Origin of the sequence: Nocardioides sp. B-3, assembly GCF_024703895.1 — a bacterium.
Lineage (GTDB): Bacteria > Actinomycetota > Actinomycetes > Propionibacteriales > Nocardioidaceae > Nocardioides.
The window spans coordinates 2,779,944-2,802,623 of the sequence record NZ_CP087968.1; the positions used below are offsets into that span (position 1 = coordinate 2,779,944).

The window sequence follows — 22,680 nt, forward strand, 5'->3', positions numbered from 1 at the left end:
CGGTGACGTGATCGCCGTCCGGAGCCGACCTCGGCGCCTTTCGCGACTACGACCCGGCCTCTCGGCTCTTCGCGCCCGAGCTCGGCGGCGGCGCCACCCTCGACCTCGGCGTCTACGTCATCTCGATCGCCCAGCACTTCCTCGGCACCCCCGACACGGTCACGGCCAGCGGGACCCGCTACGCCAACGGGGTCGACGCCAGCGCCGTGATCCAGCTGTCGTACGGCGACGGGCGCGCCGCTTCCCTCGCCTGCGCGCTCACCACCGAGTCGCCCGGACGTGCGGTCGTCTGGGGCACGGGCGGCTCCATCGAGATCGCGCCCCGCTTCCACCACCCGACCCGGCTCGTCGTGCGTCGCAACGGAGCCGGCGCCGAGACGATCGACTGGCCGTGCGTGGTCGTGGCTACGTCCACGAGATCGACGAGGTCAACCGCTGCCTCGCCGCCGGGCTGCTCGAGTCGCCCACCATGCCGCTCGACGACACGGTCGCCGTCCAGTGGGTGATGGAGGAGACGCTGGCGCAGGTCAGTCGCTCACGCGTCCGCGCATCGACTTGAGGTGACTGCGTTCCTTCTTCGCCTTCAGACGGCGCTCCTTCGAGCCGCGGGTCGGCTTCGTCGGCCGGCGAGGCGGCGGAGGCGGAGCCAACGCCGTACGCAACAGGTCGGCCAGCCGTTCGCGGGCGGCGGCCCGGTTGCGGTGCTGGGACCGGTGCTCGGAGGCGGCGATCGCGATCACCCCGCCCGGCCAGCGTTGCAGGGCCCGGCGACGCTGGACGTCGGAGAGCGACGACGCCGTGCGGAGGTCCAGCTCCAGCTCGACCCGGCTGTCGCTGGTGTTGACCGACTGCCCGCCGGGGCCGGGGGAGCGGGAGAAGCGCTCGACGAGGTCGCTGTCGGGGATGACCATGCCGTCTGGCAGGCCCGGCCCGGACGGGACCCGCAACGGCGGGGAGCTCATCGGCCCCGCTTGCGCCACTCGATCGCCGGGCAGGTGTCCATCACCATCGGCACGCCCGCTGCGGTCGTCCGGTCGAAGGCGGCCTCGTCGATGACGCCCAGCTGGAACCACACGCCCTTCGCGCCGACGGCAACGGCCCGGTCGGCGAACTGGCCGGCCTCCTCGGGGCGCCGGAACACGTCGACCACGTCGATCGGGAACGGCACGTCGGCCGGGGTGGCGTAGCCCTGCTGGCCGTGCACGATCGGCGCGGCCGGGTGGATCGGCACGATCCGCTTGCCGCGCGACTGCAGCAGCTGCGCGATCGACCGACCGGGCCGTGCGCGACGGATTGTCCGAGAGGCCGACGACCGCCCACGTCTCGAGGTCGTCGAGCATCAGCGAGACGGAGTCAGGGTCCTGCCACTGGGTCATGCGTCGAACCTACGACAGGGCCTCACGGACCGCGGCCAGTGCCCGGTTGAGGTCGGCGCCGGGACCGAGCACGATGACGTGCCCGGCCTTCGACTCACGGGTCGAGAACAGCTGCTCGACCTCGGCCATCGCGGTGTCGAACTCGGCCACGGGATCCTCGGTCGTGCCCCGCAACCAGCGACGGAGCACGTGGTTGTGGGCCGTCACCGGGGAGGCCGCGAGCAGCTCGGCATGGAGGTCGACACGCGGGACGTCGGCCGGGTCGACCTCGACGTCCCAGCCGCGGATGAAGGCTCGGAAGGTCTCCCCGGTAGCGCTGCATGCCGGCGATCTCGCGCTCGCGCAGGGCCGGGACACTGCGGGTCAGGCGGTAGCGCGCGCGGGCGTGGTCGCCCTCGTCGAGGTAGTGGCGAAGCACCAGCCGCGCGGCTTCGCGCAGCGCCGGGAAGTGCTGCCCGGGCTCGGCCACCTCGAGCCGGGCCTCGATCCGCGCGAGCACCTCCTCGTGGTCGGGGAAGATCACCGCTTCCTTCGTGGGATAGGTGCGGAAGTAGGTCGAGCGACCGACCCCGGCCCGCTCCACGATCTGGTCGACGCTCGTGGCGTCGTAGCCCTGCTCGACGAAGAGGTCGAACGCCGCGTCGCGCAGACGGTCGGCAACGGTGATGTTCGGCACGACTTCCTCCCGGTGATGAAACTCAGTTTCATTGGTATCGTACCGAGTGTCAGCCCTTCCTACGACCACCAAGGTGATTCGGTGTCCGACTTCTCGCTCTACGCCCTCTCCGACGAGCACCGGGCCATCCGTGAGGCCGTGCGCGCCCTCTGCGACGCGAAGGTTGCGCCGTACGCCGCCGCCGTCGACGAGGAGGCCCGCTACCCGCAGGAGGCGCACGACGCGCTCCAGGGCCGCCGACTTCCACGCCCCGCACGTGCCCGAGCAGTACGGCGGTGCCGGTGCCGACGCCCCCGGCGACCGTCATCGTGATCGAGGAGGTCGCGCGCGCCTGCGTGGCGTCGTCCCTGATCCCCGCGGTGAACAAGCTCGGCTCCCTGCCCGTCCAGATCGGCGGCGGCGAGGAGATCAAGCAGAAGTACCTCTCCAAGCTCGCCGCGGGTGAGGGCGGCTTCTCCTACTGCCTGTCCGAGCCCGACGCCGGCTCCGACGCGGCCAACCAGAAGACGACCGCCGTGCGCGACGGTGACTTCTGGGTCCTCAACGGCGTGAAGCGCTGGATCACCAACGCCGGTGTCTCGGAGTTCTACACGGTGCTCGCCATGACCGACGCCTCGAAGCGCACCCGCGGCATCACGGCCTTCGTCGTCGAGAAGTCCGACGAGGGCGTCTCCTTCGGTGCGCCCGAGAAGAAGCTCGGCATCAAGGGCTCCCCGACGCGCGAGGTCTACTTCGACAACGTGCGCATCCCGGCCGACCGGATCATCGGCGAGGAGGGCCGGGGCTTCGACATCGCCATGCGCACCCTCGACCACACCCGCGTCACGATCGCCGCCCGGGCCGTCGGTGTCGCGCAGGGTGCCCCTCGACTACGCGCTCGACTATGCCAAGACGCGCATCCAGTTCGGCAAGCCGATCGCGGAGCAGCAGGGCCTGCAGTTCATGCTCGCCGACATGGGCATGAAGGTCGAGGCCGCGCGCCAGATGACCTACGCCGCCGCCGGTCGCTCCGAGCGTGGCGACAAGGACCTCACGTTCTTCGGTGCCGCCGCCAAGTGCTTCGCCTCCGACGTCGCCATGGAGGTCACCGTCAACGCCGTCCGGGTCCTCGGCGGCTACGGCTACACGCGCGACTACCCGGTCGAGCGGATGATGCGCGACGCCAAGATCACCCAGATCTACGAAGGCACCAACCAGGTGCAGCGGATCGTGATGGCGCGCCAGCTCCTTGCCGGGATCCAGTCCGAGCTCTGACCCGGCTCACGCCGCCGACGTGAGGTCGGGCCGGCGCGTCGCCGTACGACGGGAGTCGAGGAGGCGGCAGCGCAGCCGGCGGCAGATGCTCGACAGCAGGCGCGAGACCTGTGCCCGGGTGATGCCGAGCTGCTCGCCGATCTCGGCCCGGCTCGCACCCCGGAAGAAGCGCAGCTCCGGGATGCGACGCTCGCGCTGCGACAGCTCCCGGACGAGCGGCCCGAGCACCACCCGGGCCTCGGCACTCGCGAACCCGGTCTCCGGGCCGGAGAGCTGGTCGTACGGCGAGTGCCCGCCGGCCAGCTTCACGTCGAGTGAGTCGACCGTGAACAGCCCGCTGGCGGACACGGCCTCGATGACCTGTCCGACGTCCACCGACAGGTGGGCGGCGAGCTCACTGGGGCGCGCCGTGCGGCCGAGCTCCCGGAGCAGGGTGTCCTGCGCGGCACTGATCCCGGCCTGCAGGTCCCGGACCGGGCGCGGCGGTCGCACCATCCAGCCGCGGTCGCGGAACCAGCGGCGCAGCTCACCGCGGATCGTCGGCACGGCGAAGCTCAGGAAGTCGGTGGCCTTCGCGGGGTCGTAGCCGCGCACGGCCTTGACCGGGCCCAGTGAGGCGACCTGTCGCAGGTCCTCGATCTCGATGCCACGGCCCTCGTAGCGACGGGCCTCCTGCATGGCCACGACCGGGGTTGATCCGGATGATCTCGTCCTCGACCTCGCGCCGCGAGCAGCCCGGGTCGCTCAAGCGGGCCAGCAGCTCGCTGGTCACGGCCGCTCGCGCGGAGCGGGACAGACGGGCTTGCGGAGAAGTGGGATTCAGCGTCAGCGACACGACTCGGATCCTTCGTACGGACCGGCGCGGCAGGCTGCTCAACCACTCGGACCCATGTAACCAGCCGACCGGCGACCGGGCAAGTCCGGTTTCCGGACAGGGGCGTATGTCGGCGTGAGATGCGGGTACGGCGAGCGCATGACCCCCACCAAGAACCACCCAGCGCCCGTGCGCGTGACCTTGGCGCGAGAGCGAGCTGGTGACCCGCGGCTTCACGGCCCTGATGGCGCCGTACTCGAACCGGATCACCGTGCTGCCCGCACACGGTGGCGTGCCCGCCGACGGTGCCGACCTCACGCTGCACGACTCGCTGGCCGACGTCCGGGTGCTGCCCGGGGTGCTCGGCGACCCGGTCCCGCACGACGGGCGGCTGGTGACCTGGACGTGGAATGCGCGCCCGGACCTGACGGAGATGGCACTGGGCAGCGGCGCGAGCGGGGTGCTGTCCAAGGCGCTGCCGGGCGACGTCCTCGTGGCGGCGCTGGAGGCCATCCACCGGGGGCGCGTCGTGGTGGACCTCGGGGAGGGGCGCACGTCGCCGCGCCGCCAGCGACCCGATCCGCTCACGCCCCGCGAGGCCGACGTGATCGGGCTGATCACGAGCGGCCCGGACAACCAGAGCATCGCCGACACGGCCTGCATCAGCATCAACTCGGTCAAGTCCTACATCCGCTCGGCCTACCGCAAGATGGGCGTCACGTCCCGCTCGCAGGCGGTGCTGTGGGGCGTGCGGCACGGCTACCTCGGGCCCGCCCGCATGCAGGACGAACCGCGGTCGGGCCTGACCGCCTGAGCGGCGAGCTCAGCTCGGCAGCTTCCCGGTGTCGATGAGGCGCTGCGCCACTGAATTGAGCTTGAGGTTGTTGTCCCGGGAGTAGCGCTTGAGCACCCGGAAGGCTCGGTCGGCCTCGATGGAGAAGCGCTCCATCAAGATGCCCCGGGCCCGGCCGATCAGGTTGCGGGCATCGACCGCTCGCAGGAGGTGCTCGGTGCCGCGGGCCGACTCGAGGGCGACTGCCGCGTGCCGCGCCAGCATGTGCGCGACATCGACGTCGACCCGGTCGAAGCCGTCGACCTCGAGGGCGTAGAGGTTGAGGCTACCGAGCACCCGGCGCGTGGTGTAGAGCCGCGCGCCCAGCATGCTGCGGATGCCGGCGTCCTCCACTGCGGCGGTCCACGTGGGCCACCGCGTCTCCTCGGCGATGTCGCAGATCAGGACGCCCGGCCGGTCGGCGATGATCTCGATGTCGGGCCCTTCGCCGGCCTCGAGCTGGATCGTGTCGAGGTGGGCGACGATCTCGTGGTTGCTCGCGACCGTCTCCACGCGTGACCCGTCGTGGACCGGGATCACGCCGGCGTAGGCGCAGTTGAACATCTTGCAGGCGAACTCGAGGATGCGCTCGACGGTCTCATCGAGGGTCGAGACCTCGTGCAGGTCGAGCGCGAGCTCGGCGAACGACTCCGCGTCAGGGTTGAGCGACAAGGGGACCTCCCCGGAGCGACAGCGAGTGCCGGGCTCTGGGCTGAACCCCTCGACGGTGGATCTTCTCACGCGCAGGAGCGGCTCGTCCGGCCGTTGTGAGCATGGAATCCGTGCATGCGACGTCCCCGTGCCCGGGGCCGCTTGAGGAGGACGACCGGGCCGATCAGCCAGACCCACCGGGGCACGTCGAGCGCCGCGACGAGGAGTACGGCGCCGACGACCAGCATCCACATCGGGAACCGCCAGTCGCGACCGCGCGGGCGTGCGACCGGTGAGGGTCGAGGTGCGGGCCGTGGCGTGGACACGACGGGCAGGTCCCAGAACACCGGTCCGGGTCGGCGCTGGTGCGAGCCGACCAGATCGCGTCCAGCCGCTCGTCGTACTCCTCGTGGTCGAGGCGGCCGGCGGCGAAGTGGTCGCCCAGTCGGGCGGTGGCGACGTCGCGCTCGGCGTCGCCGATCCGGGGCTCCATCACAGGTCACCTTCCTCGTCGAGGGTGTCGGCGTCGCGAGGGGCTGCTCCGTCCGCGAGGATCCCGTAGAGCGCACGCCGGGTGTCGACCAGCACGCCGATCGCGGCCTTGCGCTGGGCGTCCGAGCCCTGCGTGACGATCTGCCACACCGCGCTCATCATCTGGCCGATCTCGGACTTGAGGTCGCCGGAGGTGCCGCTCGTGGCGCGCTGCGACGCGCGCTCGAACGGAGTCCACACCGCGTCGAGGTCGGCGGTGTGCGCCTCGACGTACGCCGTGCCCTCGACCGTCAGACGAAGCGTCTTGCGGCCGCGCTCGTCGTCGGTCTCGACCGGGCCCTCGTCCCGGAGCTGCTGGATGGTGGGGTAGACCGAGCCGGGGCTGGGGCGCCGAGGCGCCGTCGCTGCGCTCCGCGATCTGCTGGATCACCCGGTAGCCGTTGATCGGCTCCTCGCGGCGAGCTGCATCCGCGATGACCGACAAGATGGCGAGCCGGACGTCGCCGCGCTTGGCCCGCGGCCCCGGTCCGCTCGGCGTCGCGCCGGGGGCGCCCCAGCCTAGGAGGCCCTGCACCCATGGCGGGGGCCGCCGTGACCGCCGTGCCGGCGACGTTGGCCGCCGTCCCAGCCCTGCCGGGACGACGCGCCGTGCTGCTGGAGGCGCTGCTCCCAGTTCGTGTTGCCCATGATGTCTCCCTCGAACGTCTGTCGTCGTGATATCGCCAACCTATTGCGATATATCGCGATAGTAGACGCGACTGAGCGTCCCGTTCAAGGGGATTGCGTCAGAAGATCTCGGGAACCTCGGAGGCCCTGCCGGTGAAGGACGGCGAGCGCTTCTCCCGGAAGGCGGCCACGCCCTCCTTGCCGTCGCCGATCGAGGTGTGGAACATCGCCAGCGAGTCGGCGATGTGGGCGTCGAGCGGGTGGGGAGCGGCGGTGCCGGCATAGATCAGCCGCTTGGCCAGCGCCGGGGCTACAGGAGAGAGCGGTCGACGACGAAGGAGCGGGCCAGCTCGAGGGCGGCGGGCACCGGGTCGTCGGGCTCATGGAGCTTGCTCAGGAGGCTGCCGGCGAGCGCCTGCTCGGCGGTGAGGATGTCGGCGGAGTAGACCCACTCGAGCGCCTGCTGGGTGCCGACGATCCGCGGCAGGAACCACGAGGAGCACGCCTCGGGCACGATGCCGAGCCGACCGAAGACGAAGCCGATGCGGGCCCGGGTCGAGGCGAGCCGGATGTCCATGGCCAGCGTCATCGTCGCGCCGATGCCGACCGCGGCACCGTTGATGGCGGCGATCACGGGCTTCGGGCAGGCGTGGATGGCGAGCGTGACCTTGCCGCCGGTGTCGCGGACGCCGGACTGGAACGGCTCCTCGGTGAGGTGCTCTCGCAGGCTCGCCGGTGTCGGTGACACCGACTCGTCGAGGCCGAACACGTTGCCGTCCGCGCTCAGGTCCATCCCGGCGCAGAAGGCCTTCCCGGACCCGGTCACCACGATCGCGCGGATGGTGTCGTCCTCGGCGGCGGCCGGGAAGAATGCCTCCAGCTCGCGCGCCATGGTGACGGTGAACGAGTTCATCGCCTCGGGTCGCGACAGGGTCAGCAGGGTGACCCCGTCGACATCGGTCTCGACGGTCAGGGTCTCGAAGGTCACTAGCGGGCTCGTCCTGTCGGTGTGCAGAGGTTCTTCGGAACGACGTCGTCCTCGATGATCGCCTTGAAGACGCCCGGTGCGCGGTCGGGGTCGGCGATGATCCGGTTGGGGTCGCTGGGTGCCGACAGGTTGGGCATCGTGCACGTGCGGCTGTCGCCGGTCATCGCCGGGGCGAAGCGGCCCCGGGGAGATCGGGCCCATCTCCTCGTCGATGCGGATCGCGTGCGCCGACGCGTTGGTGAGCTGCCAGTAGCGCACCGGGTTGAGGAACGTCCGGGGCGACTTGGCCTCGGAGCCGAGTGCGCCGATGACCTCGCCCCGGCGGCCGACCCGGTCGAGGTCGCTGAGCGCGCTGACATAGCGCGAACGGGAGTAGGCCAGCGCGGTCTCGCCGTCCACCTCCTGACACCCCTTCTTGATGTCCAGTCGCGCCTTCGGGTCGTCCATGTCGGTCTTCGGGCAGATCTCGATGCCGCCCGGGGCGTCCACGGTGTTGATGACGCTGCCGAAGCCGAGCTCGACGTAGTGGTCGATGTGGATCCCCGTGAGCTTCTCCACGCTGGCCACCAGCAGGGGAGCCTTGCCCGGGGCAGAAGGCGGCGTTGATCATCTGGGTGCCGTGGCCCGGCACCTCGGCCAGCGTGTCGCGGGGGATCGACATCCGCGTGTCCGCGCCGGAGCCCGTGTGCAGCACGATGATCGTGTCGGTGTTGGTGCCGCCGGGCCCGGTCCCCGAGGGCCTTCTGCTGGGCGGCGGTGAGGTCATCGGCCTTGTCGGAGCCGACGATGAGGTAGTTGGTGCCCGGCTGGTCGTCGGGTCGTGCGCCCGTGGGCTCCGCGTCGACCTTGTCGATCTTCGACCCGGGCCCAGAACGGCACGGCCACCATGAAGACCAGCCACAGCAGCAGGACCAGCTTGACGACGCCGAAGCGGAACCGCGGCCGACGACGGGGCCGGGCGGGCCTCGGGGGCGGGGCGGACGTCGCCATGCGGCTGCCGCCACCGGGTGGACGACCCGAGGAATCCGACGTGCGGGGCTGGACCGGCAGCACCCGGGTCTCGTCATGGCGCTCCCCGGGACGCTCCTGCTGGGGCACCATGCGGGTCGCGTCATCGGGGCGCCCGGTGCCGCGCGAGCCGTAGAGCCAGTCGTATTCGGGGGTTCCCTCCTCGGGACCGCCCTTCCCGGGGGACGTTCAGCCATGCTCGAGACGCTACCGTGCGGACATGAGTGAACCGCTCACCGCGCGTCCGGTGTCCTTCTCGCGAGTGTCCCCGGCCATCGTCGCCAGCTCGACCAACGCCAACGTGCTCGGCAACGTCCACGGTGGCGACATCATGAAGCTGGCCGACTCGACCGCTGGTGCGGTGGCGTTCCGGCACAGCGACGGCCCCGCGGTCACCGCGGCGATGGACGAGATGACCTTCCTGCGGCCCGTGCACGTCGGCGACATCATCAGGACGTACGCCGAGGTGAACTGGGCCGGCCGCTCGTCGATGGAGATCGGGGTGCGCGTGGAGGCGCAGCCCTTCGGCAACGCCACCGACGAGCCGGTGCACGTCGCCAGCGCCTACTTCGTCTTCGTCGCGATCGACGAGTCCGGGGAGTCGCGACCCGTGCCCGGGCTGATCACCGAGACCCCGACGGAGGTCCGCCGCCAGCGTGAGGCCGAGATCCGCCGCGCCCACCGCCTCGCGCGCAAGATGGAGATCGACCGGGGCCGCGACGAGTGACTCGGGATCCGGGACGGTCCTGATCGAGCGGTGAGTGAGCCACATTTGACCGCGCTCGAATGTGGCTGGTGCACCTGAGCGTCGGCGCGTCCTCTGCGACACGCGCACCCCGGGTTGCTGAACGACATTTTCTCGCCCGGGAATGTGGCTCACGCACCGCTGCTCGCGCCGGAGGTCGTACGGCGACCAGCGGCCGATCAGGCGCAGTCGGCGCGTCGGAGCCGGATGTGACGGGTGGGACTGGTGATACTGGGCGTGCTGACTTCCCCCAGCAGAGGAGCACCCCTGATGCCGCCCGCATCTTCCCCCGGGTCGCAGGTCGCCCGGTTCTCGACCCCGGACCGCGCGCAGCGTCCGCTTCCGTCGCGCCGTGGCGCTGATGGTCATGACCGTGCTGATCCCCGGTTCCGCCCAGCTCGTCGCGGGCAACCGGCGCATGGGCCGACTCGCGATGCGGATCTGGATGGGCCTGATCGCGACGGGTGTGCTCTCGGTCGTGGTCTCCTACTTCTCGCACGGCTTCGCGTTCTGGGCGATCTCCAACACGATCGTGCTCGGTGTCGCCCGTCTGGTGCTGATGGCGCTGGCCATCGGCTGGGCGCTGCTGTTCATGGACGCCCGGCGGCTGGGGCAGCCGCTCGGCCTGCAGCGCCAGCACCGGCTCGCCGTGGTCGGCGTCAACGGTGTCCTCTGCTTCTCCGTGGCGGGTGCGCTGCTCTTCGGCGCCCACATGGTCGGCGTACAGAGAAACTTCATGATCACGATGTTCGGCGACGGCGAGGTCGTCGGTGCGCACGACGGCCGCTTCAACGTGCTGCTCCTCGGCGGCGACGCGGGCGCCGGGCGCTGGGGGCTGCGCCCCGACTCGCTCACCGTGGCCAGCATCGACGCGCGCACCGGCAAGACAGTCCCGGTCGGGCTGCCGCGCAACATGAGCAACTTCCCCTTCGCCGAGGGCTCGGTGATGGACAAGCAGTTCCCGAAGGGCTTCGACTGCGACGAGTGCTACCTCAACGGCGTCAGCACTGGGCCGGTGACAACACCGAGCTGTTCAAGGGCTCCAAGACGCCGGGTGTCGACGCGACCGTGATGGCGGTCGAGGGCATCACCGGCCCGGAGATCAACTACTGGTCGATGGTCAACCTCGCGGGTTTCCGCAACCTCGTCGACGCCGTCGGCGGCGTGACGCTGACGGTGCGCGACCGGATCCCCGTGGGACTGCCCTCCGACGACTTCTACCGCTTCATCGAGCCCGGCACCCCGCAAGCTCGACGGCATGGACACGCTCTGGTTCGCGCGCGCCTGCGACGGGTCCGACGACTACTCCCGGATGGCGCGGCAGAAGTGCGTCATGAACGCGATGCTCCAGCAGATCAGCCCGCAGGACGCGCTGCGCAACTTCTCCAAGATCGCGGCGGCGTCGTCCGAGATGATCTCGACCAGCGTGCCGAAGAGCGAGGTCGACCGGTTCCTCGACCTCGCCATCAAGGCCAAGTCGCAGAAGATCGGCACCGTCAGCCTCGTGCCGCCGAAGGTCGTCACCGCCGACCCCGACATCGACGTGGTGCACGCCATGGTGGCCGACGCGATCGACCGAGCCGAGGGTGAGCAGCCCACTCCGGAACCCACGACCGAGGCGGCCCCGCCCGCCAAGGGTGGGAAGGCGCCGGTCGCCACGACACCCGCCCCGGTGACGGGTGGTTCGGTCGGCTCGCTCAAGGACGGCTACGCCGCCAACCGAGCCGACGACCTCGGATCGGTCTGCTGACCGGGGGGCGTGACTCCCGACCCCATGGCCTGCTGCGCGCCGCCCGGCACGCACGCTGGCTGCGTTGTCGTCAGTCGCCATGGCTCCGCCATGTCTCCCTCCTCCGCCTTGCCATCGCACGCCCCGGACGACGCTCGCGACGGCCGAGGATCGGGAGGCACGCCCCCGACCCCTAGGGTGTAGCGCGTGGCTCACGGACCGGATCGACGCGTCGTCGCGGTCGTCGTCACCTTCAACCGGCTCGCCCTCGTGCAGCGGCTGATCGAGCGGCTCGGCGAGGTCGATGGGCTCCACGAGGTGCTGGTCGTCGACAACGCCTCCACGGACGGGACCGGCGCCCGGCTGGCCGGCACGCCGACCACGGGAGAGATCCCCGTGCTGGGGCGCACGCTCGAGCGCAACCGGGGGCGGCGCCGGCGGGTTCCACGACGGGCTCGCTCGGGCCATCGACCGCGACGCCGACCTCGTCTGGCTGATGGACGACGACGGCCTCCCCCGACCGCGACTGCCTCGGGGTCCTGCTCGAGCACGACTACGACTTCTGGGGCCCGCTCGTCGTGGACGAGAACGACGGCGAGACCCTCGTCTTCCCGGTCCGCCCGCCCGGCAGCCCCACCGCCCTGCGCACGGTCGCGCAGACCCGGGCGAAGGCGCGCGACGGCGTGCTGGTCGACATCGTCATCCCCTTCAACGGGGTCCTCGTGACCAACGAGCTGGTGGACCGGATCGGGCTGCCGCGCGAGGAGTTCTTCATCTGGGGCGACGACGTGGAATACCTCTGGCGCGCTCGCGAGGCCGGCGCCCGCGTCGCCACGGTGACCGACGCGGTCGTGCGGCATCCGAGCGTGGGCGAGCTCGGCACGCCGATGGCGTTCGGCCGCACGACCTACAACCACAGCCCCAGCGACCTCAAGCACTACTGCATGGCGCGCAACAACCTCGTCAACCTGCGCGACTACCGCGGCCCCCTGCACGCGATGGCGTTCGTGGCGAAGACGATCTGGTTCTACACGTTCACCCGCCCCAACCTCGCCCGCCTCCGGCTCAGTGCGCGCGGATGCGCGACGGGCTCTGCGGGGGAGTACGACGGCCACGAGAGGTTCCTTGAGTGAGCAACCTTGGTTTCGACACGGGCGCGGGGCGCCCTGCTCAACCAGCGGTTGAGAGCGTGGCGGTCGTCATCGTCACCTACAACCGCGCCGACCTGCTGGTTCGCATGCTCGACGGACTGGCCGCGCAGGAGCACCGTCCGGATGCCGTGATCGTGATCGACAACGCCAGCACCGACCACACGCGCTCGGTCCTCGACGCGCGCGGTGACCTGCCCCTCCACATCACCACCACCGAGAGCAACCTCGGCGGCGCCGGCGGTTTCCATGTCGGGATGCGTGCGGCGTTCGACGGTGGGTGGGACCGCATCTGGCTCATGGACGACGACGTGGTGCCCGACCCGGACTGCCTCGCCGTGCTGATGGCCACCGACGAGGCCTGCCTGATGGCGGTGCGCGACGACATCGACGGGCACCTGGTCGAGAAGGCCGCGATCCGCTTCGACCTGTCCAACCCGCTGGCGATCCGGCCCAAGACGGCCAGCGTCGACTCGACGTACGCCACCCGTGCGGACCTGCCCGAGCGGGTCGAGATCGAGAACGTCGCCTTCGAGGGCTTCATGGTCCGCCGCGACGTGGTGGCCGCGATCGGCTTCCCCGACCCCGAGTTCTTCATCTTCTACGACGACGTCGACTTCGCGATTCGCGCTCGCCGGGCTGGCTTCCGCATCTGGGCCGTGCGCGACGCGCGGCTCGTGCGCCAGCTCGACTTCAACCAGCAGCACGACATGGCTGGCTGGAAGGGCTTCTTCATGTACCGCAACCTCTTCGTCGTCCATTTCCGGTACGGCGACAACGTGCTCGTGCGCCTCAAGCCGTGGCTGATCACCCTCGTCGTGGTGCTGCTCAGCCCGCTGCGCGGCGGTCGCGGCGAGGCGGGCAACGTGATCCGTGCCATCCGGTCGGCGCGGGGGATGCGCAGGCTTTCCGGATCTGCCGCACCCCCTCGCTAGACTCGGCCCGCCTTCACACCTCAGGAGAACCCCCTTGTCCCGGGGCTCAATTTCCCAGCCAGACCTCGTCGTCGTCGGATCCGGCTTCTTCGGCCTCACCATCGCCGAACGCTGTGCCACCGAGCTCGGCCTCAAGGTCCCGGTGCTCGAGCGTCGCTACCACCTCGGTGGCAACGCCTACAGCGAGATCGACGAGGAGACCGGGATCGAGGTGCACAAGTACGGCACCCACCTGTTCCACACGTCGAACGAGCGGGTGTGGGCCTACGTCAACAAGTTCACGACGTTCACCAACTACCGGCACCGGGTCTTCGGCAAGTACAAGGGGCAGGTCTACTCGCTGCCGATGAACCTCGGCCTGATCAACCAGTTCTTCGGCAAGGCCCACACGCCCGACGAGGCGCGTGCCCTGATCGCCGAGCAGGCCAGCGAGTTCGACACCGCGACGGCCAGCAACCTCGAGGAGAAGGCGATCAGCCTGATCGGGCGCCCGCTCTACGAGGCGTTCATCAAGGGCTACACCGCCAAGCAGTGGCAGACCGACCCCACCGAGCTGAGCGCCGACATCATCACGCGTCTCCCGGTCCGCTACACCTTCGCCGACGGGTGGTTCAACGACACCTACGAGGGCCTGCCCACCGACGGCTATGCCGCGTGGCTCAACAAGATGGCCGACCACCCGAACATCGAGGTCCGTGTCGACACCGACTGGTTCGACGTGCAAGAGGAGTTCAAGGGCAAGGTGCCAGTCGTCTACACCGGCCCGGTCGACGAATACTTCGACAACTGCGAGGGCCGCCTGTCTCGGCGCACGGTCGACCTCGAGCAGGAGACGGTCGACGTCGACGACTACCAAGGCACCGGCGTGGTCAACGCCAACGACCAGGACGTCCCGTTCACGCGCGTGCTCGAGTTCAAGCACCTGCACCCCGAGCGCACCTACCTGCCCGGCAAGTCGATCGTCGTGCACGAGTACAGCCGGTTCGCCGAGGAAGACGACGAGCCCTACTACCCGATCAACACCGCGGACGACCGCGCCAAGCTGCTGAAGTACCGCGACTCGGCCAAGAAGGAGCCGATGGTCCTCTTCGGCGGCCGCCTCGGCACCTACAAGTACCTCGACATGCACATGGCCATCGGGTCGGCGCTGTCGATGTTCGACAACAAGCTCAAGCCGCACTTCTCCGACGGAGTGCCGCTCACGAGCGGAGGAGTGGACGAATGAGCGAGCAGACGTTGACCGACACCGGCACCGTGACGCGGTTGCTGCAGCGGCAGATCCTGCCGATCGACAAGGACACCGACGTCTTCGCGCTGTACGTCGACCCGGAGGAGGCCAAGCTCGACACCTCGCGGCACGAGGTCGGCGGCAACAAGGCGGCCAAGGACCTGAACAACGCCGCGATCCGGCAGTCCACCTCGACGGGTCGCAAGCTGCACCCGGACCAGATCCTGTCGCGTACGGCGCTGCGGATCCCGCAGGGCCAGCAGCTCTCCTTCGGCACCTACTTCAATGCGTTCCCCGCCTCCTACTGGCGGCGCTGGACCGTCGTCGACAAGGTGCGCCTCACGGTGACCATCAAGGGCAGCGGCGCCAACGTCACCGTCTACAAGTCGATGGCCGCCGGTCACTCCCAGCGCGTCGACTCCGCCTCGGTCGAGGGCGACTCAGGGCACCTTCAGCTTCGACCTGACGCTCACGCCCTTCGTGGACGGTGGCTGGTACTGGTACGACGTGGTCGCCGGTGACGAGGACGCGGTCGTCGAGTCCGCCGAGTGGAGCGCCGAGGTCCCCGCGGACCGCGCCGAGCACGGCACCGCCGACATCTGCATCACCACCATGAACCGCCCCGACTTCTGCGCCAAGCTGCTCGGCCAGCTCGGTGAGGACGAGGCGCTGAGGCCCTACCTCGACTCCGTCTTCGTGATGGAGCAGGGCACCCAGCCCGTCACCGAGTCCGAGTTCTTCAAGCCGGCCCAGGGACTTCCCGGGCGACCGGCTCCGCGTGATCGTCCGGGGAAACCCGGGCGGCTCCGGTGGCTACGCACGAGGACAGCTCGAGTCCGTGCGCAAGGGCACGGCGACGTACGCACTGATGATGGACGACGACGTGGTCTGCGAGCCGGAGGGCGTCATCCGTGCCGTCACCTTCGGCGACCTCGCCAAGCGCCCGACCATCGTCGGCGGGCACATGTTCTCGATCTACTCGCGCTCGCGGCTGCACTCGTTCGGCGAGATCATCCAGCCGTGGCGCTTCTGGTGGCAGACCCGCCTCGACGGCTACAGCGACTGGGACCCGGCGGCGCGCAACCTGCGCTCGTCACGCTGGCTGCACAAGCGCGCCGACGTCGACTTCAACGGCTGGTTCATGTGCCTGATCCCACGCCGGGTGCTCGACGAGATCGGGCTCTCGCTGCCGATCTTCATCAAGTGGGACGACTCCGAGTTCGGCCTGCGGGCCAAGGAGGCCGGCTACCCGACCGTCACGTTCCCCGGTGCCGCCGTGTGGCACGTGCCGTGGACGGACAAGAACGACGGCGTCGACTGGCAGTCCTACTTCCACCAGCGCAACCGCTTCATTGCCGCGCTCCTGCACTCGCCGTACCCGCGTGGCGGCCGGATGGTGCGCGAGAGCCTCAACCACCAGATCAAGCACCTCGCTTCGCTGCAGTACTCCACCGCAGAGCTGCGTCACCCGGCGCTCGAGGACGTCCCGGCCGGGCCCTACACGCTGCACGAGGCACTGCCCACGAAGCTCGCGGAGATCAACGCGTTCCGCAAGCAGTTCAGTGACGCGCAGCTGCACGCCGACCGGGACGACTTCAAGCCCGTTCGCCGCAAGAAGCCCCCCGAAGAAGGGCAAGAGCGACATCGAGATCCCGAGCCGGCTCGGGACGATGCTCGCGGCCGGTATGGCGCCGATCCGCCAGCTCCGCCCGCTGAGGCCGATGTCGAAGGAGTACCCCGAGGCCGAGCTCCCCGCGCAGGATGCCGCCCGGTTCAACCTCGTGAAGTACGACTCGGTGATCGTCTCGATGAACGACGGCTCGTCGGCCGCGCTCTACCAGCGCGACCCCGCGCTCTACCGCGACCTGCTCAAGCGCACACTCGAGATCCACCGTCGCTTCAGCCGGGAGTGGCCGCGCCTCGCAGAGGAGTACCGCGCCGCCCCGGGCGACATCACGTCCCCCGAAGCCCGGGACAAGACCTTCGAGCCCCAGGAAATGACCACGGGGACACCCACGCCTGCACGCCGTCGCAGCACCCCCGAGCAGCTGGAGGCGCTGCCCCCGGTGCCGCCGGCGGCGACGGGACTGGCCGAGGTCGTCCGTCGGCGCTACCTGCTGAAGATGCTGGTGCGCAACACGATCCAGTCGCTACCGGGGCACGGCGCTCGGGTGGCTGTGGAGCTATCTCCAGCCCGCGATCCGCTTGTGCCTGTTCTACTTCCTGTTCCGGGTGATGGTGGGTCGCGGTGCCGGCATGGAGAACTTCGCCGTGCACCTGTTCGCCGGCATGGTGATGGTGCACTTCTTCACCGAGACGTTCAACGGCGGCACGCAGTCGCTGGTGCAGAACCGCTCGTTGATCACCAAGCTCGCCGTACCGCGCGAGATGTTCCCGGTGGCGCGGATGCTGGTGGCGGCGTGGCACACGGTCCCGATGCTGATCATCCCGGTGTTCGTCTGCGTCCTGCTGGGCTGGGTCCCGGACCCGGCCGGTATGGCCGCGGCGCTGCTCGGGTTCCTGCTCGTCGCGCTCCTCGGACTCTCGCTCGGCCTCCGGTGTTCAGCGTGGCCAACGTCTTCATGCGCGACTTCGGCAAGGTCGCGCAGACGCTGACGCAGTTCGTGACGTTCAGCGTGCCGATGATGTATCCCTTCACGCTGGTCCAGGGACCGCTTCGGGTGAGTCCGTTGCCGCCTACTACCTCTACAACCCGATGGCCGAGGCCGTGCTGCTGATCCAGCGCGGGTTCTGGACCGGGGACCACCAGCGACCCGAGCTACACGCAGGCCATCCACCTGCCCGACCACCTCTACACCCGTGGGCTGATCATGACCCTGATCGCGCTGGTCTGCGTGGTGCTGGCCCAACGTCTCTTCTCGCGGCTCGAGGCCCGAGTGCCGGAGCGCCTCTGATGACGACGATGATCCGGGTCGAGAACGCGACCAAGTCGTTCACGCTGTCCTACCACCGCTCGCTCAAGCAGCTGGCGCTCGCCAAGGCACGCGGTCGCAAGACCCACGACGTGTTCAACGCCGTGGACGACGTCAGCTTCTCCGTCAAGGAGGGTGAGGCGATCGGGCTGATGGGGCTCAACGGCTCCGGCAAGTCCACCCTGCTCAAGCTCGTCAGCGGCGTCATGCGCCCCGACTCCGGCTCGGTGCTCACGCGCGGCCGGATCGCCGGCCTGATCGCGACCGGTGCCGGCTTCGACCCGCAGCTCACGGGTCGCGACAACCTGTTCCTCAACGCCGCGATCCTCGGGATGTCGCGCAACGAGACGCTGCGCAAGTTCGACGAGATCGTCGACTTCGCCGACCTCGGCAAGTTCCTCGACACCGAGGTGGCCTACTACTCCTCGGGCATGAAGGCGCGGCTGGGCTTCGCGGTGGCGATCAACGTCGACGCCGACATCTTCATCGCCGACGAGGCGCTCGCCGTGGGGGACCGGCCCTTCAAGCGCAAGTGCAAGAAGCGCATGGACGAGATCGTGAAGTCCGGCGTGACGATGTTCTACGTCTCGCACGCGCCCGGCGCCGTACGCAACCTGTGCAGCCGCCTGCTCGTGCTCGAGCAGGGCCGCCCGGGTCTTCGACGGTGACGTCGACGAGGGCATCACGTTCCTGCAGTACGACGACGATGACGACGACGAGCGCGGCAAGGCGAAGTCGGACGACAGGCTCAGCGCCGACATCTGACGAGTCGGCGCATGTTGCACGGCGAGTCGGCGCATGTTGCACGGCGAGTCGGCGCAAACAAACCGCCGAGTCGGCGCATGTTGCACGGCGAGTCGGCGCAAGCCGACGTTTTCCACAGGCCGTGACCCGCGGGGTGACGACTCCACGACGCGGGTATCTGGCATGCATGTCGTCCGGACACCGATTCCCTCCGGGCTGGCCGCTGCCACCTGATCAACCGTTCACGCTCGAGCAGGCTCGCGCCGCCGGCGTCAGCAGGGCGCTCCCGGCCCTGCTGAGGAGTCGGGTCGTACGCCGACCACTGTGGGGTGTCTACGTCTCGACCGCTGTTCCCGACAGCATCGTCCTGCGGGCCACCTGCGTGGCGCTGGTGATGCCGGCGGGCTGTTTCGTGACGGATCGGTGCGCCGGGTGGTTGCACGGCGCGGACATGACGCTGGCGCCCAATGAGGACGTCCCGGTGCCGCGAGTCACCTTCTTCCGGCCCAGCGACGAGGGCCGGCTGCGCAACGGTCTGTGCCTCAGTGGTGAACGTCATGTCCAGAAGGACGAGCTGACCGAGATCCACGGGATCCTCGCCACCACCCAGCTGCGCACGGCGCTCGACCCGGGGTCGGCTCCAGCGGCCGGATGCGGCGCTCGCCGGCATGGATTCGATGGCGAGGCTCGGCGGCTTCGACGTCGGCGAGCTGATCGCGGGTCTCCCGGCTTTCAAGGGCCAGCGCGGCGTCGTACAGCTGCGCGAGCTGGCGCCGATCGTTGATCCGGGCGCGGAGTCGTTCGGGGAGTCCGCCTCACGACGACGGTGGCACGCCGCGGACCTGCCCCGGCCGACGACGCAGATCAGCGTCGAGGACGGGGGCGTGGAGGTGTATCGCGTGGACCTCGGGCTCCCCGAACTGCGGTGGGGAGTGGAGTACAAGGGCCGTCGCTGGCACACCGCCGCGACCGATGTCGAGCGCGACGTGGCGCGGGTTGAGTGGCTGGAGCGTTGCCGCGGCTACGTGATCGACGAGCTGGACCACAGGAACGTCTTCGGTAGTGACGCGGATGCGGTCGAACGACTGCGCGCCGGCTTCGAGCACGCGCGGGAGACGTTCGCCTCGCGCCGCCGCCGGTTCTGGGTACTGACGTCAAGTTGCGCCGACTCGGCGTGCAAGTTGCGACGACTCGGCGTGCAACTTGCGCCAACTCGGCGAATTTGGGGGTGAAAACTTGACTTTTCATGAAGTCATCGGCGTGGCGAGTGGAAATTACAACGTTGTAGTTACTCACGAAACCTAGCGAACCAGTGTGACTGGTGTGAAAGTTGCTTCTCGTGTGACCTTCCCCTTCGCACTTGGAGTCGTTACTGATGCGTCCTGTTCAAGCCCGTTTCATCACCGCCTGCCAGCAGCTGCTGGCCCTCGGCGTGGTCCTTGCCGTCCTCACGCCGGCGGCGGGAGTGCTGTCCCTCGACATCGTGGGCGCCCGTCCGATGCCCGCCGGTGCCCCGGCGCTGAGCGGTGCGCTGGCCTCGGCCACCGTGCCGACGGAGGCCGTGGCGTCCGAGGTCACCGAGGTGCCGCTCACCACACCCAGCGGCAACACCCGGTCGTTGGCGGGCTCGACGCTGATGCGTGGCGCCATCTCCGCCACCCGCGTGACGAGCCGCCCGCAGACGGTGACCGGCTACGGCGCGGTCGGCGTGACCCGGGCGCACGGCGAAGCGGTCGAGGAGGGCGGCATCACGGTGCTCGTCCGCACTCGCGAGGGCAACGAGTGGAGCGGCTGGAGCGCCATCGACTACCACGACGACCACGCCCCCGACGCCGGCACGCCCGACGCGCTGACAGACCGCCCCGGCACCGACCCGCTGATCATCGGCGATGTCGACGCCGTCCGGTGAAGGCGGCCGTCGACGGCGAGGGAGACCGCCGCGTTGCCCGACGACCTCAAGCTGGCCGTGGTCGAGCCCGGTACGGCGGAGGACACCGAGACCGAGGCCCCCGACTCCGGCGACAAGAGCTCCTACGACGACGAGTTCGAGCAGCGCGGAGAGGACGCGCTCTCGTTGCGCTCGGCCGCGTCGAAGCGGACCCCCGCGATGCCGACCATCTACAGCCGCGCCCAGTGGGGTGCCGACGAGTCGATCCGCAACAAGTCTGCGCTGCGCTACGGCACGGTCAGTGCTGGCTTCGTGCACCACACGGTGAACGCCAACGACTACACCGAGGCGCAGGTCCCGGGGATCATGCGCAGCATCTACGCCTACCACGTGAAGTCGCGGGGCTGGAGCGACATCGGCTACAACTTCCCCGGTCGACCGGTTCGGTCGCATCTGGGAGGGCCGCTACGGCGGCGTCGACAAGAACGTCGTCGGCGCCCACACGCTCGGCTACAACGACTACTCCTTCGCCATGTCGGCCATCGGCAACTTCGACGTCGTCGACGCGCCCGACGTGATGATCCAGTCCTACGGTGCGCTCTTCGCCCGGAAGCTCTCCCTCAACGGTGTCGACCCGGCCTCGATGAGCCAGCAGGTCGGCAAGTCCACCTTCGCCGCCATCAACGGGCACCGCGACGCCGGCAAGACGGCCTGCCCCGGTCGTTACCTCTACGCCAAGATCCCGACCATCCGCTCGCTCGCCGCCGCCGCCGCGCCGGCCGCCCCTCCGCCCCCGCCGCCGCTCGAGATCAGCGACCCGGCACCACAGTCCAACCTCGTGGGCGCCGGCTACCCCGACCCGGTGGTGCGCCGAGCCAGCGACGGACGCGCACTGATCCTGCCCACCGGCGGCCTGACCTCCTTCAGCAAGGCGACGGTCTCGTCCGCCAAGGGCTGGTCCAAACGACCCGAGGTGCTCGTCTCCCCGGACCTGACCGGCGACGGCGTCCTCGACCCGGTGTCCACCAGCGAGCAGGGCGTGCTGCGGATCCGCCCCGGCAAGGGCAACGGCAAGTTCAAGGCGACCTCCAAGGTCGTCAAGACGACCAAGGACCACACGCTGATGACCGCCGTCGGTGACATCAACAAGGACGGCCGCAACGACTCGGTCGCCCGGCACAAGGGCCGCATGGTCGCTCTCCTCGGCACCGGGAAGGGCGGCTTCAAGCGCGACGTGCTGGACAAGGGCATGGGCAGCTACAGCCAGTTCATCGGAGTCGGTGACCAGAACGGCGACGGCGCGAACGACGTGTTCGCCCGCGACGCCAAGGGTCGTCTCTTCCAGTACGCCGGCACGGGCTCCGGCACGTTCGGCGCCCCGCTCCGCCGTGGCGGGGTCGTGGTCGGCGTACAACCGGATCACCGGCGGTGCGGACTTCAACGGCGACGGACGCGGCGACCTGGTCGCCCGCACGGCGAAGGGCAAGGTCTACATCCACCTCGCCCACGGCGACGGCTCGTTCTCCCTGCCGATCGGTCCCGCGGCCAACGTCCGGGCCCTGCGCTCGCTCACCTCGGCCGGTACCCTCGTCGGCGACGCCGCGCCCGACCCGGTCGGCGTCAAGGGCAACAGCCCGGTGGTGGTCCCGAACAAGGGCACCTTCGAGCTCGGAGCTCCCATCGACACCGGCGCCGACTCGGCGGACGCCAACCTGATCATCAACGCGGGTGACTGGGACCGAGACGGCGCCGGCGACGTGATCGCCCGCGGCACTGACGGCGGCCTGTGGCTGTACCGCGGCAACGGCGCCGGCCAGCTGGCCGCACCGATCCAGATCGGCACCGGCTTCAACGGCGTCGACGGCCTCACTGCCGTCGGCGACGTGACCGGCGACGGTTTCCCCGACCTGCTGGGCACGCCGTCCGGCGGCGCGCTCACGGTCTACGCGGGCACCGGCACGGGTATCGCCGCGGGTCGCACGGTGGCGGGTCGCACGGTTGCACGAACGGGACTTCCGGCCGACCTCACGCCCTTCGACTGGGTGATCCAGGTCAGCGACATCAAGGCCAACGGAGCCGGCGACTACCTCGTGCGCCAGCCCAGCACCGGCTACCTCTACCTCTACGCCGGCACCAAGGCCGGCGTGGCACCGCCCCGCTTCCTCGGGGAAGGGCTGGGGGCGTACAACCCGGCCGGCTAGAGCCGGTGCGTCGCGCGCTCCGTGTCGTACGTCGACTGCGACCGCTCGGACGCGAGGTGCCGGACAAGGACCAGCGAGCCGCTCAGTGCGAGTGGCTCGGTGACGGTGACGATTCCCGGTGGGGAAGCCGGGTTCGTGACCGAGAAGAGACGGCCGCCGTCGGTGAGGACACTCCCGGCGGCGGCCGCCTGCATGAGCGCTCCCTGCGTCAGGCGCACCCCGTCGACGTCGAACGCGAGGTCGTCGGCGGTCGGCGGGTCCCACGGCGAGAACGCGTCGGGCTGGGTCCAGATCTCGATGCCGACGTCGTGCACACCGGGTGGGACCGGCTCGGCGAACCGCATGCCCAGCGGACGCAGGCTGCACGCGAAG

At 69.8% G+C, this 22,680-nt stretch carries 26 protein-coding genes and 6 pseudogenes; 21 read left to right on the forward strand and 11 right to left on the reverse strand.

Going from position 1 to position 22,680, the window contains the following annotated elements; translation table 11 throughout:
* Positions 1–101 precede the first annotated feature (101 nt).
* Positions 102–506: pseudogene (locus LP418_RS33810) on the forward strand (Gfo/Idh/MocA family protein); the annotation flags it as partial.
* A 21-nt stretch (positions 507–527) separates the two neighbouring features.
* Here LP418_RS33810 and arfB read toward each other — a convergent pair.
* The 3 genes from arfB to LP418_RS18470 form a co-directional block, all read right to left on the reverse strand.
* Positions 528–911, reverse strand: coding sequence for an alternative ribosome rescue aminoacyl-tRNA hydrolase ArfB (arfB, locus tag LP418_RS18460; protein WP_257953158.1), 384 nt, complete (start codon positions 909–911; stop codon positions 528–530).
* Positions 912–958: 47 nt separating this feature from the next.
* On the reverse strand, positions 959–1,231 hold the full coding sequence (locus LP418_RS18465) for a CoA-binding protein (RefSeq protein ID WP_257953159.1): 273 nt from the start codon (positions 1,229–1,231) through the stop codon (positions 959–961).
* A 239-nt stretch (positions 1,232–1,470) separates the two neighbouring features.
* Positions 1,471–2,052 (reverse strand): TetR/AcrR family transcriptional regulator, encoded by a 582-nt coding sequence (locus LP418_RS18470; RefSeq protein WP_257953160.1) that lies wholly within the window; start codon positions 2,050–2,052, stop codon positions 1,471–1,473.
* Positions 2,053–2,133: 81 nt separating this feature from the next.
* Here LP418_RS18470 and LP418_RS18475 point away from each other — a divergent pair.
* Positions 2,134–3,306 (forward strand): annotated as a pseudogene (locus LP418_RS18475) (acyl-CoA dehydrogenase family protein).
* Positions 3,307–3,312: 6 nt separating this feature from the next.
* Here LP418_RS18475 and LP418_RS18480 read toward each other — a convergent pair.
* On the reverse strand, positions 3,313–3,984 hold the full coding sequence (locus LP418_RS18480; protein ID WP_257953161.1) for a sigma-70 family RNA polymerase sigma factor: 672 nt from the start codon (positions 3,982–3,984) through the stop codon (positions 3,313–3,315).
* 356 nt (positions 3,985–4,340) lie between these two features.
* Between LP418_RS18480 and LP418_RS18485 the strand changes: the two genes are divergently transcribed.
* Positions 4,341–4,934, forward strand: coding sequence for a helix-turn-helix transcriptional regulator (locus tag LP418_RS18485; protein WP_257953162.1), 594 nt, complete (start codon positions 4,341–4,343; stop codon positions 4,932–4,934).
* A gap of 9 nt (positions 4,935–4,943) precedes the next feature.
* On the opposite strand, the gene LP418_RS18490 is transcribed toward LP418_RS18485, so the two are convergent.
* The 6 genes from LP418_RS18490 to LP418_RS18515 all read right to left on the reverse strand — a co-directional run bounded on the left by LP418_RS18490 (position 4,944) and on the right by LP418_RS18515 (position 8,850).
* Positions 4,944–5,624 carry a GAF and ANTAR domain-containing protein gene (locus tag LP418_RS18490; protein WP_257953163.1) on the reverse strand — a complete coding sequence of 227 codons (681 nt, stop codon included), beginning with the start codon at positions 5,622–5,624 and terminating at the stop codon, positions 4,944–4,946.
* A gap of 163 nt (positions 5,625–5,787) precedes the next feature.
* The gene (locus LP418_RS18495) at positions 5,788–6,096 is read right to left on the reverse strand and encodes a DUF1707 SHOCT-like domain-containing protein (RefSeq protein ID WP_442939946.1); all 309 of its coding nucleotides are present in this window, start codon (positions 6,094–6,096) and stop codon (positions 5,788–5,790) included.
* The gene (locus tag LP418_RS18500) at positions 6,096–6,335 is read right to left on the reverse strand and encodes a hypothetical protein (RefSeq protein ID WP_257953165.1); all 240 of its coding nucleotides are present in this window, start codon (positions 6,333–6,335) and stop codon (positions 6,096–6,098) included. The genes LP418_RS18495 and LP418_RS18500 overlap by 1 nt, the downstream gene beginning before the upstream one ends.
* A 318-nt stretch (positions 6,336–6,653) precedes the next feature.
* The gene (locus tag LP418_RS18505) at positions 6,654–6,782 is read right to left on the reverse strand and encodes a hypothetical protein (RefSeq protein ID WP_257953166.1); all 129 of its coding nucleotides are present in this window, start codon (positions 6,780–6,782) and stop codon (positions 6,654–6,656) included.
* A gap of 289 nt (positions 6,783–7,071) precedes the next feature.
* Complete coding sequence (locus tag LP418_RS18510; protein WP_442939947.1) at positions 7,072–8,307, reverse strand: enoyl-CoA hydratase-related protein; 1,236 nt, start codon at positions 8,305–8,307, stop codon at positions 7,072–7,074.
* Between the two features lie 204 nt (positions 8,308–8,511).
* The gene (locus tag LP418_RS18515; RefSeq protein WP_257953168.1) at positions 8,512–8,850 is read right to left on the reverse strand and encodes a hypothetical protein; all 339 of its coding nucleotides are present in this window, start codon (positions 8,848–8,850) and stop codon (positions 8,512–8,514) included.
* Positions 8,851–8,977: 127 nt separating this feature from the next.
* Between LP418_RS18515 and LP418_RS18520 the strand changes: the two genes are divergently transcribed.
* The 18 genes and pseudogenes from LP418_RS18520 to LP418_RS18605 all read left to right on the forward strand — a co-directional run bounded on the left by LP418_RS18520 (position 8,978) and on the right by LP418_RS18605 (position 22,308).
* Positions 8,978–9,484, forward strand: a complete 507-nt coding sequence (locus tag LP418_RS18520; RefSeq protein WP_257953169.1) for an acyl-CoA thioesterase — start codon at positions 8,978–8,980, stop codon at positions 9,482–9,484.
* Positions 9,485–9,869: 385 nt separating this feature from the next.
* Positions 9,870–10,574, forward strand: a complete 705-nt coding sequence (locus LP418_RS18525; protein WP_257953170.1) for a hypothetical protein — start codon at positions 9,870–9,872, stop codon at positions 10,572–10,574.
* Positions 10,574–10,636, forward strand: a pseudogene (locus tag LP418_RS18530) (hypothetical protein); the annotation flags it as partial. The gene LP418_RS18525 and the pseudogene LP418_RS18530, both read left to right, overlap by 1 nt.
* A gap of 124 nt (positions 10,637–10,760) precedes the next feature.
* On the forward strand, positions 10,761–11,252 hold the full coding sequence (locus tag LP418_RS18535; protein ID WP_257957274.1) for a hypothetical protein: 492 nt from the start codon (positions 10,761–10,763) through the stop codon (positions 11,250–11,252).
* Positions 11,253–11,438: 186 nt separating this feature from the next.
* Entirely contained in the window at positions 11,439–11,957 is a 519-nt protein-coding gene (locus LP418_RS18540) for a glycosyltransferase (protein ID WP_257953171.1), read from the forward strand.
* Between the two features lie 403 nt (positions 11,958–12,360).
* Entirely contained in the window at positions 12,361–13,314 is a 954-nt protein-coding gene (locus tag LP418_RS18545; RefSeq protein WP_257953172.1) for a glycosyltransferase, read from the forward strand.
* A 34-nt stretch (positions 13,315–13,348) separates the two neighbouring features.
* On the forward strand, positions 13,349–14,539 hold the full coding sequence (gene glf / locus LP418_RS18550) for a UDP-galactopyranose mutase (RefSeq protein ID WP_257953173.1): 1,191 nt from the start codon (positions 13,349–13,351) through the stop codon (positions 14,537–14,539).
* A pseudogene (locus LP418_RS18555) lies at positions 14,536–14,961 on the forward strand (glycosyltransferase); the annotation flags it as partial. The gene glf and the pseudogene LP418_RS18555, both read left to right, overlap by 4 nt.
* Before the next feature lie 359 nt (positions 14,962–15,320).
* Positions 15,321–16,094: pseudogene (locus LP418_RS18560) on the forward strand (glycosyltransferase); the annotation flags it as partial.
* Positions 16,095–16,263: 169 nt separating this feature from the next.
* A pseudogene (locus LP418_RS18565) lies at positions 16,264–16,470 on the forward strand (glycosyltransferase); the annotation flags it as partial.
* A 277-nt stretch (positions 16,471–16,747) separates the two neighbouring features.
* Positions 16,748–17,158, forward strand: coding sequence for an ABC transporter permease (locus tag LP418_RS18570; RefSeq protein ID WP_442940357.1), 411 nt, complete (start codon positions 16,748–16,750; stop codon positions 17,156–17,158).
* Entirely contained in the window at positions 17,125–17,280 is a 156-nt protein-coding gene (locus tag LP418_RS18575; protein ID WP_257957275.1) for a hypothetical protein, read from the forward strand. The genes LP418_RS18570 and LP418_RS18575 overlap by 34 nt, the downstream gene beginning before the upstream one ends.
* Entirely contained in the window at positions 17,259–18,143 is an 885-nt protein-coding gene (locus LP418_RS18580) for an ABC transporter ATP-binding protein (protein ID WP_257953174.1), read from the forward strand. The genes LP418_RS18575 and LP418_RS18580 overlap by 22 nt, the downstream gene beginning before the upstream one ends.
* A gap of 263 nt (positions 18,144–18,406) precedes the next feature.
* A complete protein-coding gene (locus tag LP418_RS18585) occupies positions 18,407–19,003 on the forward strand; it encodes a hypothetical protein (RefSeq protein WP_257953175.1) in 597 nt (198 codons plus the stop codon).
* Between the two features lie 100 nt (positions 19,004–19,103).
* Positions 19,104–19,451, forward strand: a complete 348-nt coding sequence (locus LP418_RS18590; protein WP_257953176.1) for a hypothetical protein — start codon at positions 19,104–19,106, stop codon at positions 19,449–19,451.
* Between the two features lie 128 nt (positions 19,452–19,579).
* Positions 19,580–20,128: a hypothetical protein gene (locus LP418_RS18595; protein ID WP_257953177.1), complete on the forward strand. Its 549-nt coding sequence runs from the start codon at positions 19,580–19,582 to the stop codon at positions 20,126–20,128.
* 511 nt (positions 20,129–20,639) lie between these two features.
* Positions 20,640–21,839 (forward strand): FG-GAP-like repeat-containing protein, encoded by a 1,200-nt coding sequence (locus LP418_RS33815; RefSeq protein WP_257953178.1) that lies wholly within the window; start codon positions 20,640–20,642, stop codon positions 21,837–21,839.
* On the forward strand, positions 21,745–22,308 hold the full coding sequence (locus tag LP418_RS18605) for an FG-GAP repeat domain-containing protein (RefSeq protein WP_257953179.1): 564 nt from the start codon (positions 21,745–21,747) through the stop codon (positions 22,306–22,308). The genes LP418_RS33815 and LP418_RS18605 overlap by 95 nt, the downstream gene beginning before the upstream one ends.
* On the opposite strand, the gene LP418_RS18610 is transcribed toward LP418_RS18605, so the two are convergent.
* Positions 22,305–22,652, reverse strand: a complete 348-nt coding sequence (locus tag LP418_RS18610) for a hypothetical protein (protein ID WP_257953180.1) — start codon at positions 22,650–22,652, stop codon at positions 22,305–22,307. The two genes, LP418_RS18605 and LP418_RS18610, sit on opposite strands and share 4 nt — an antisense overlap.
* Positions 22,653–22,680: the final 28 nt, after the last annotated feature.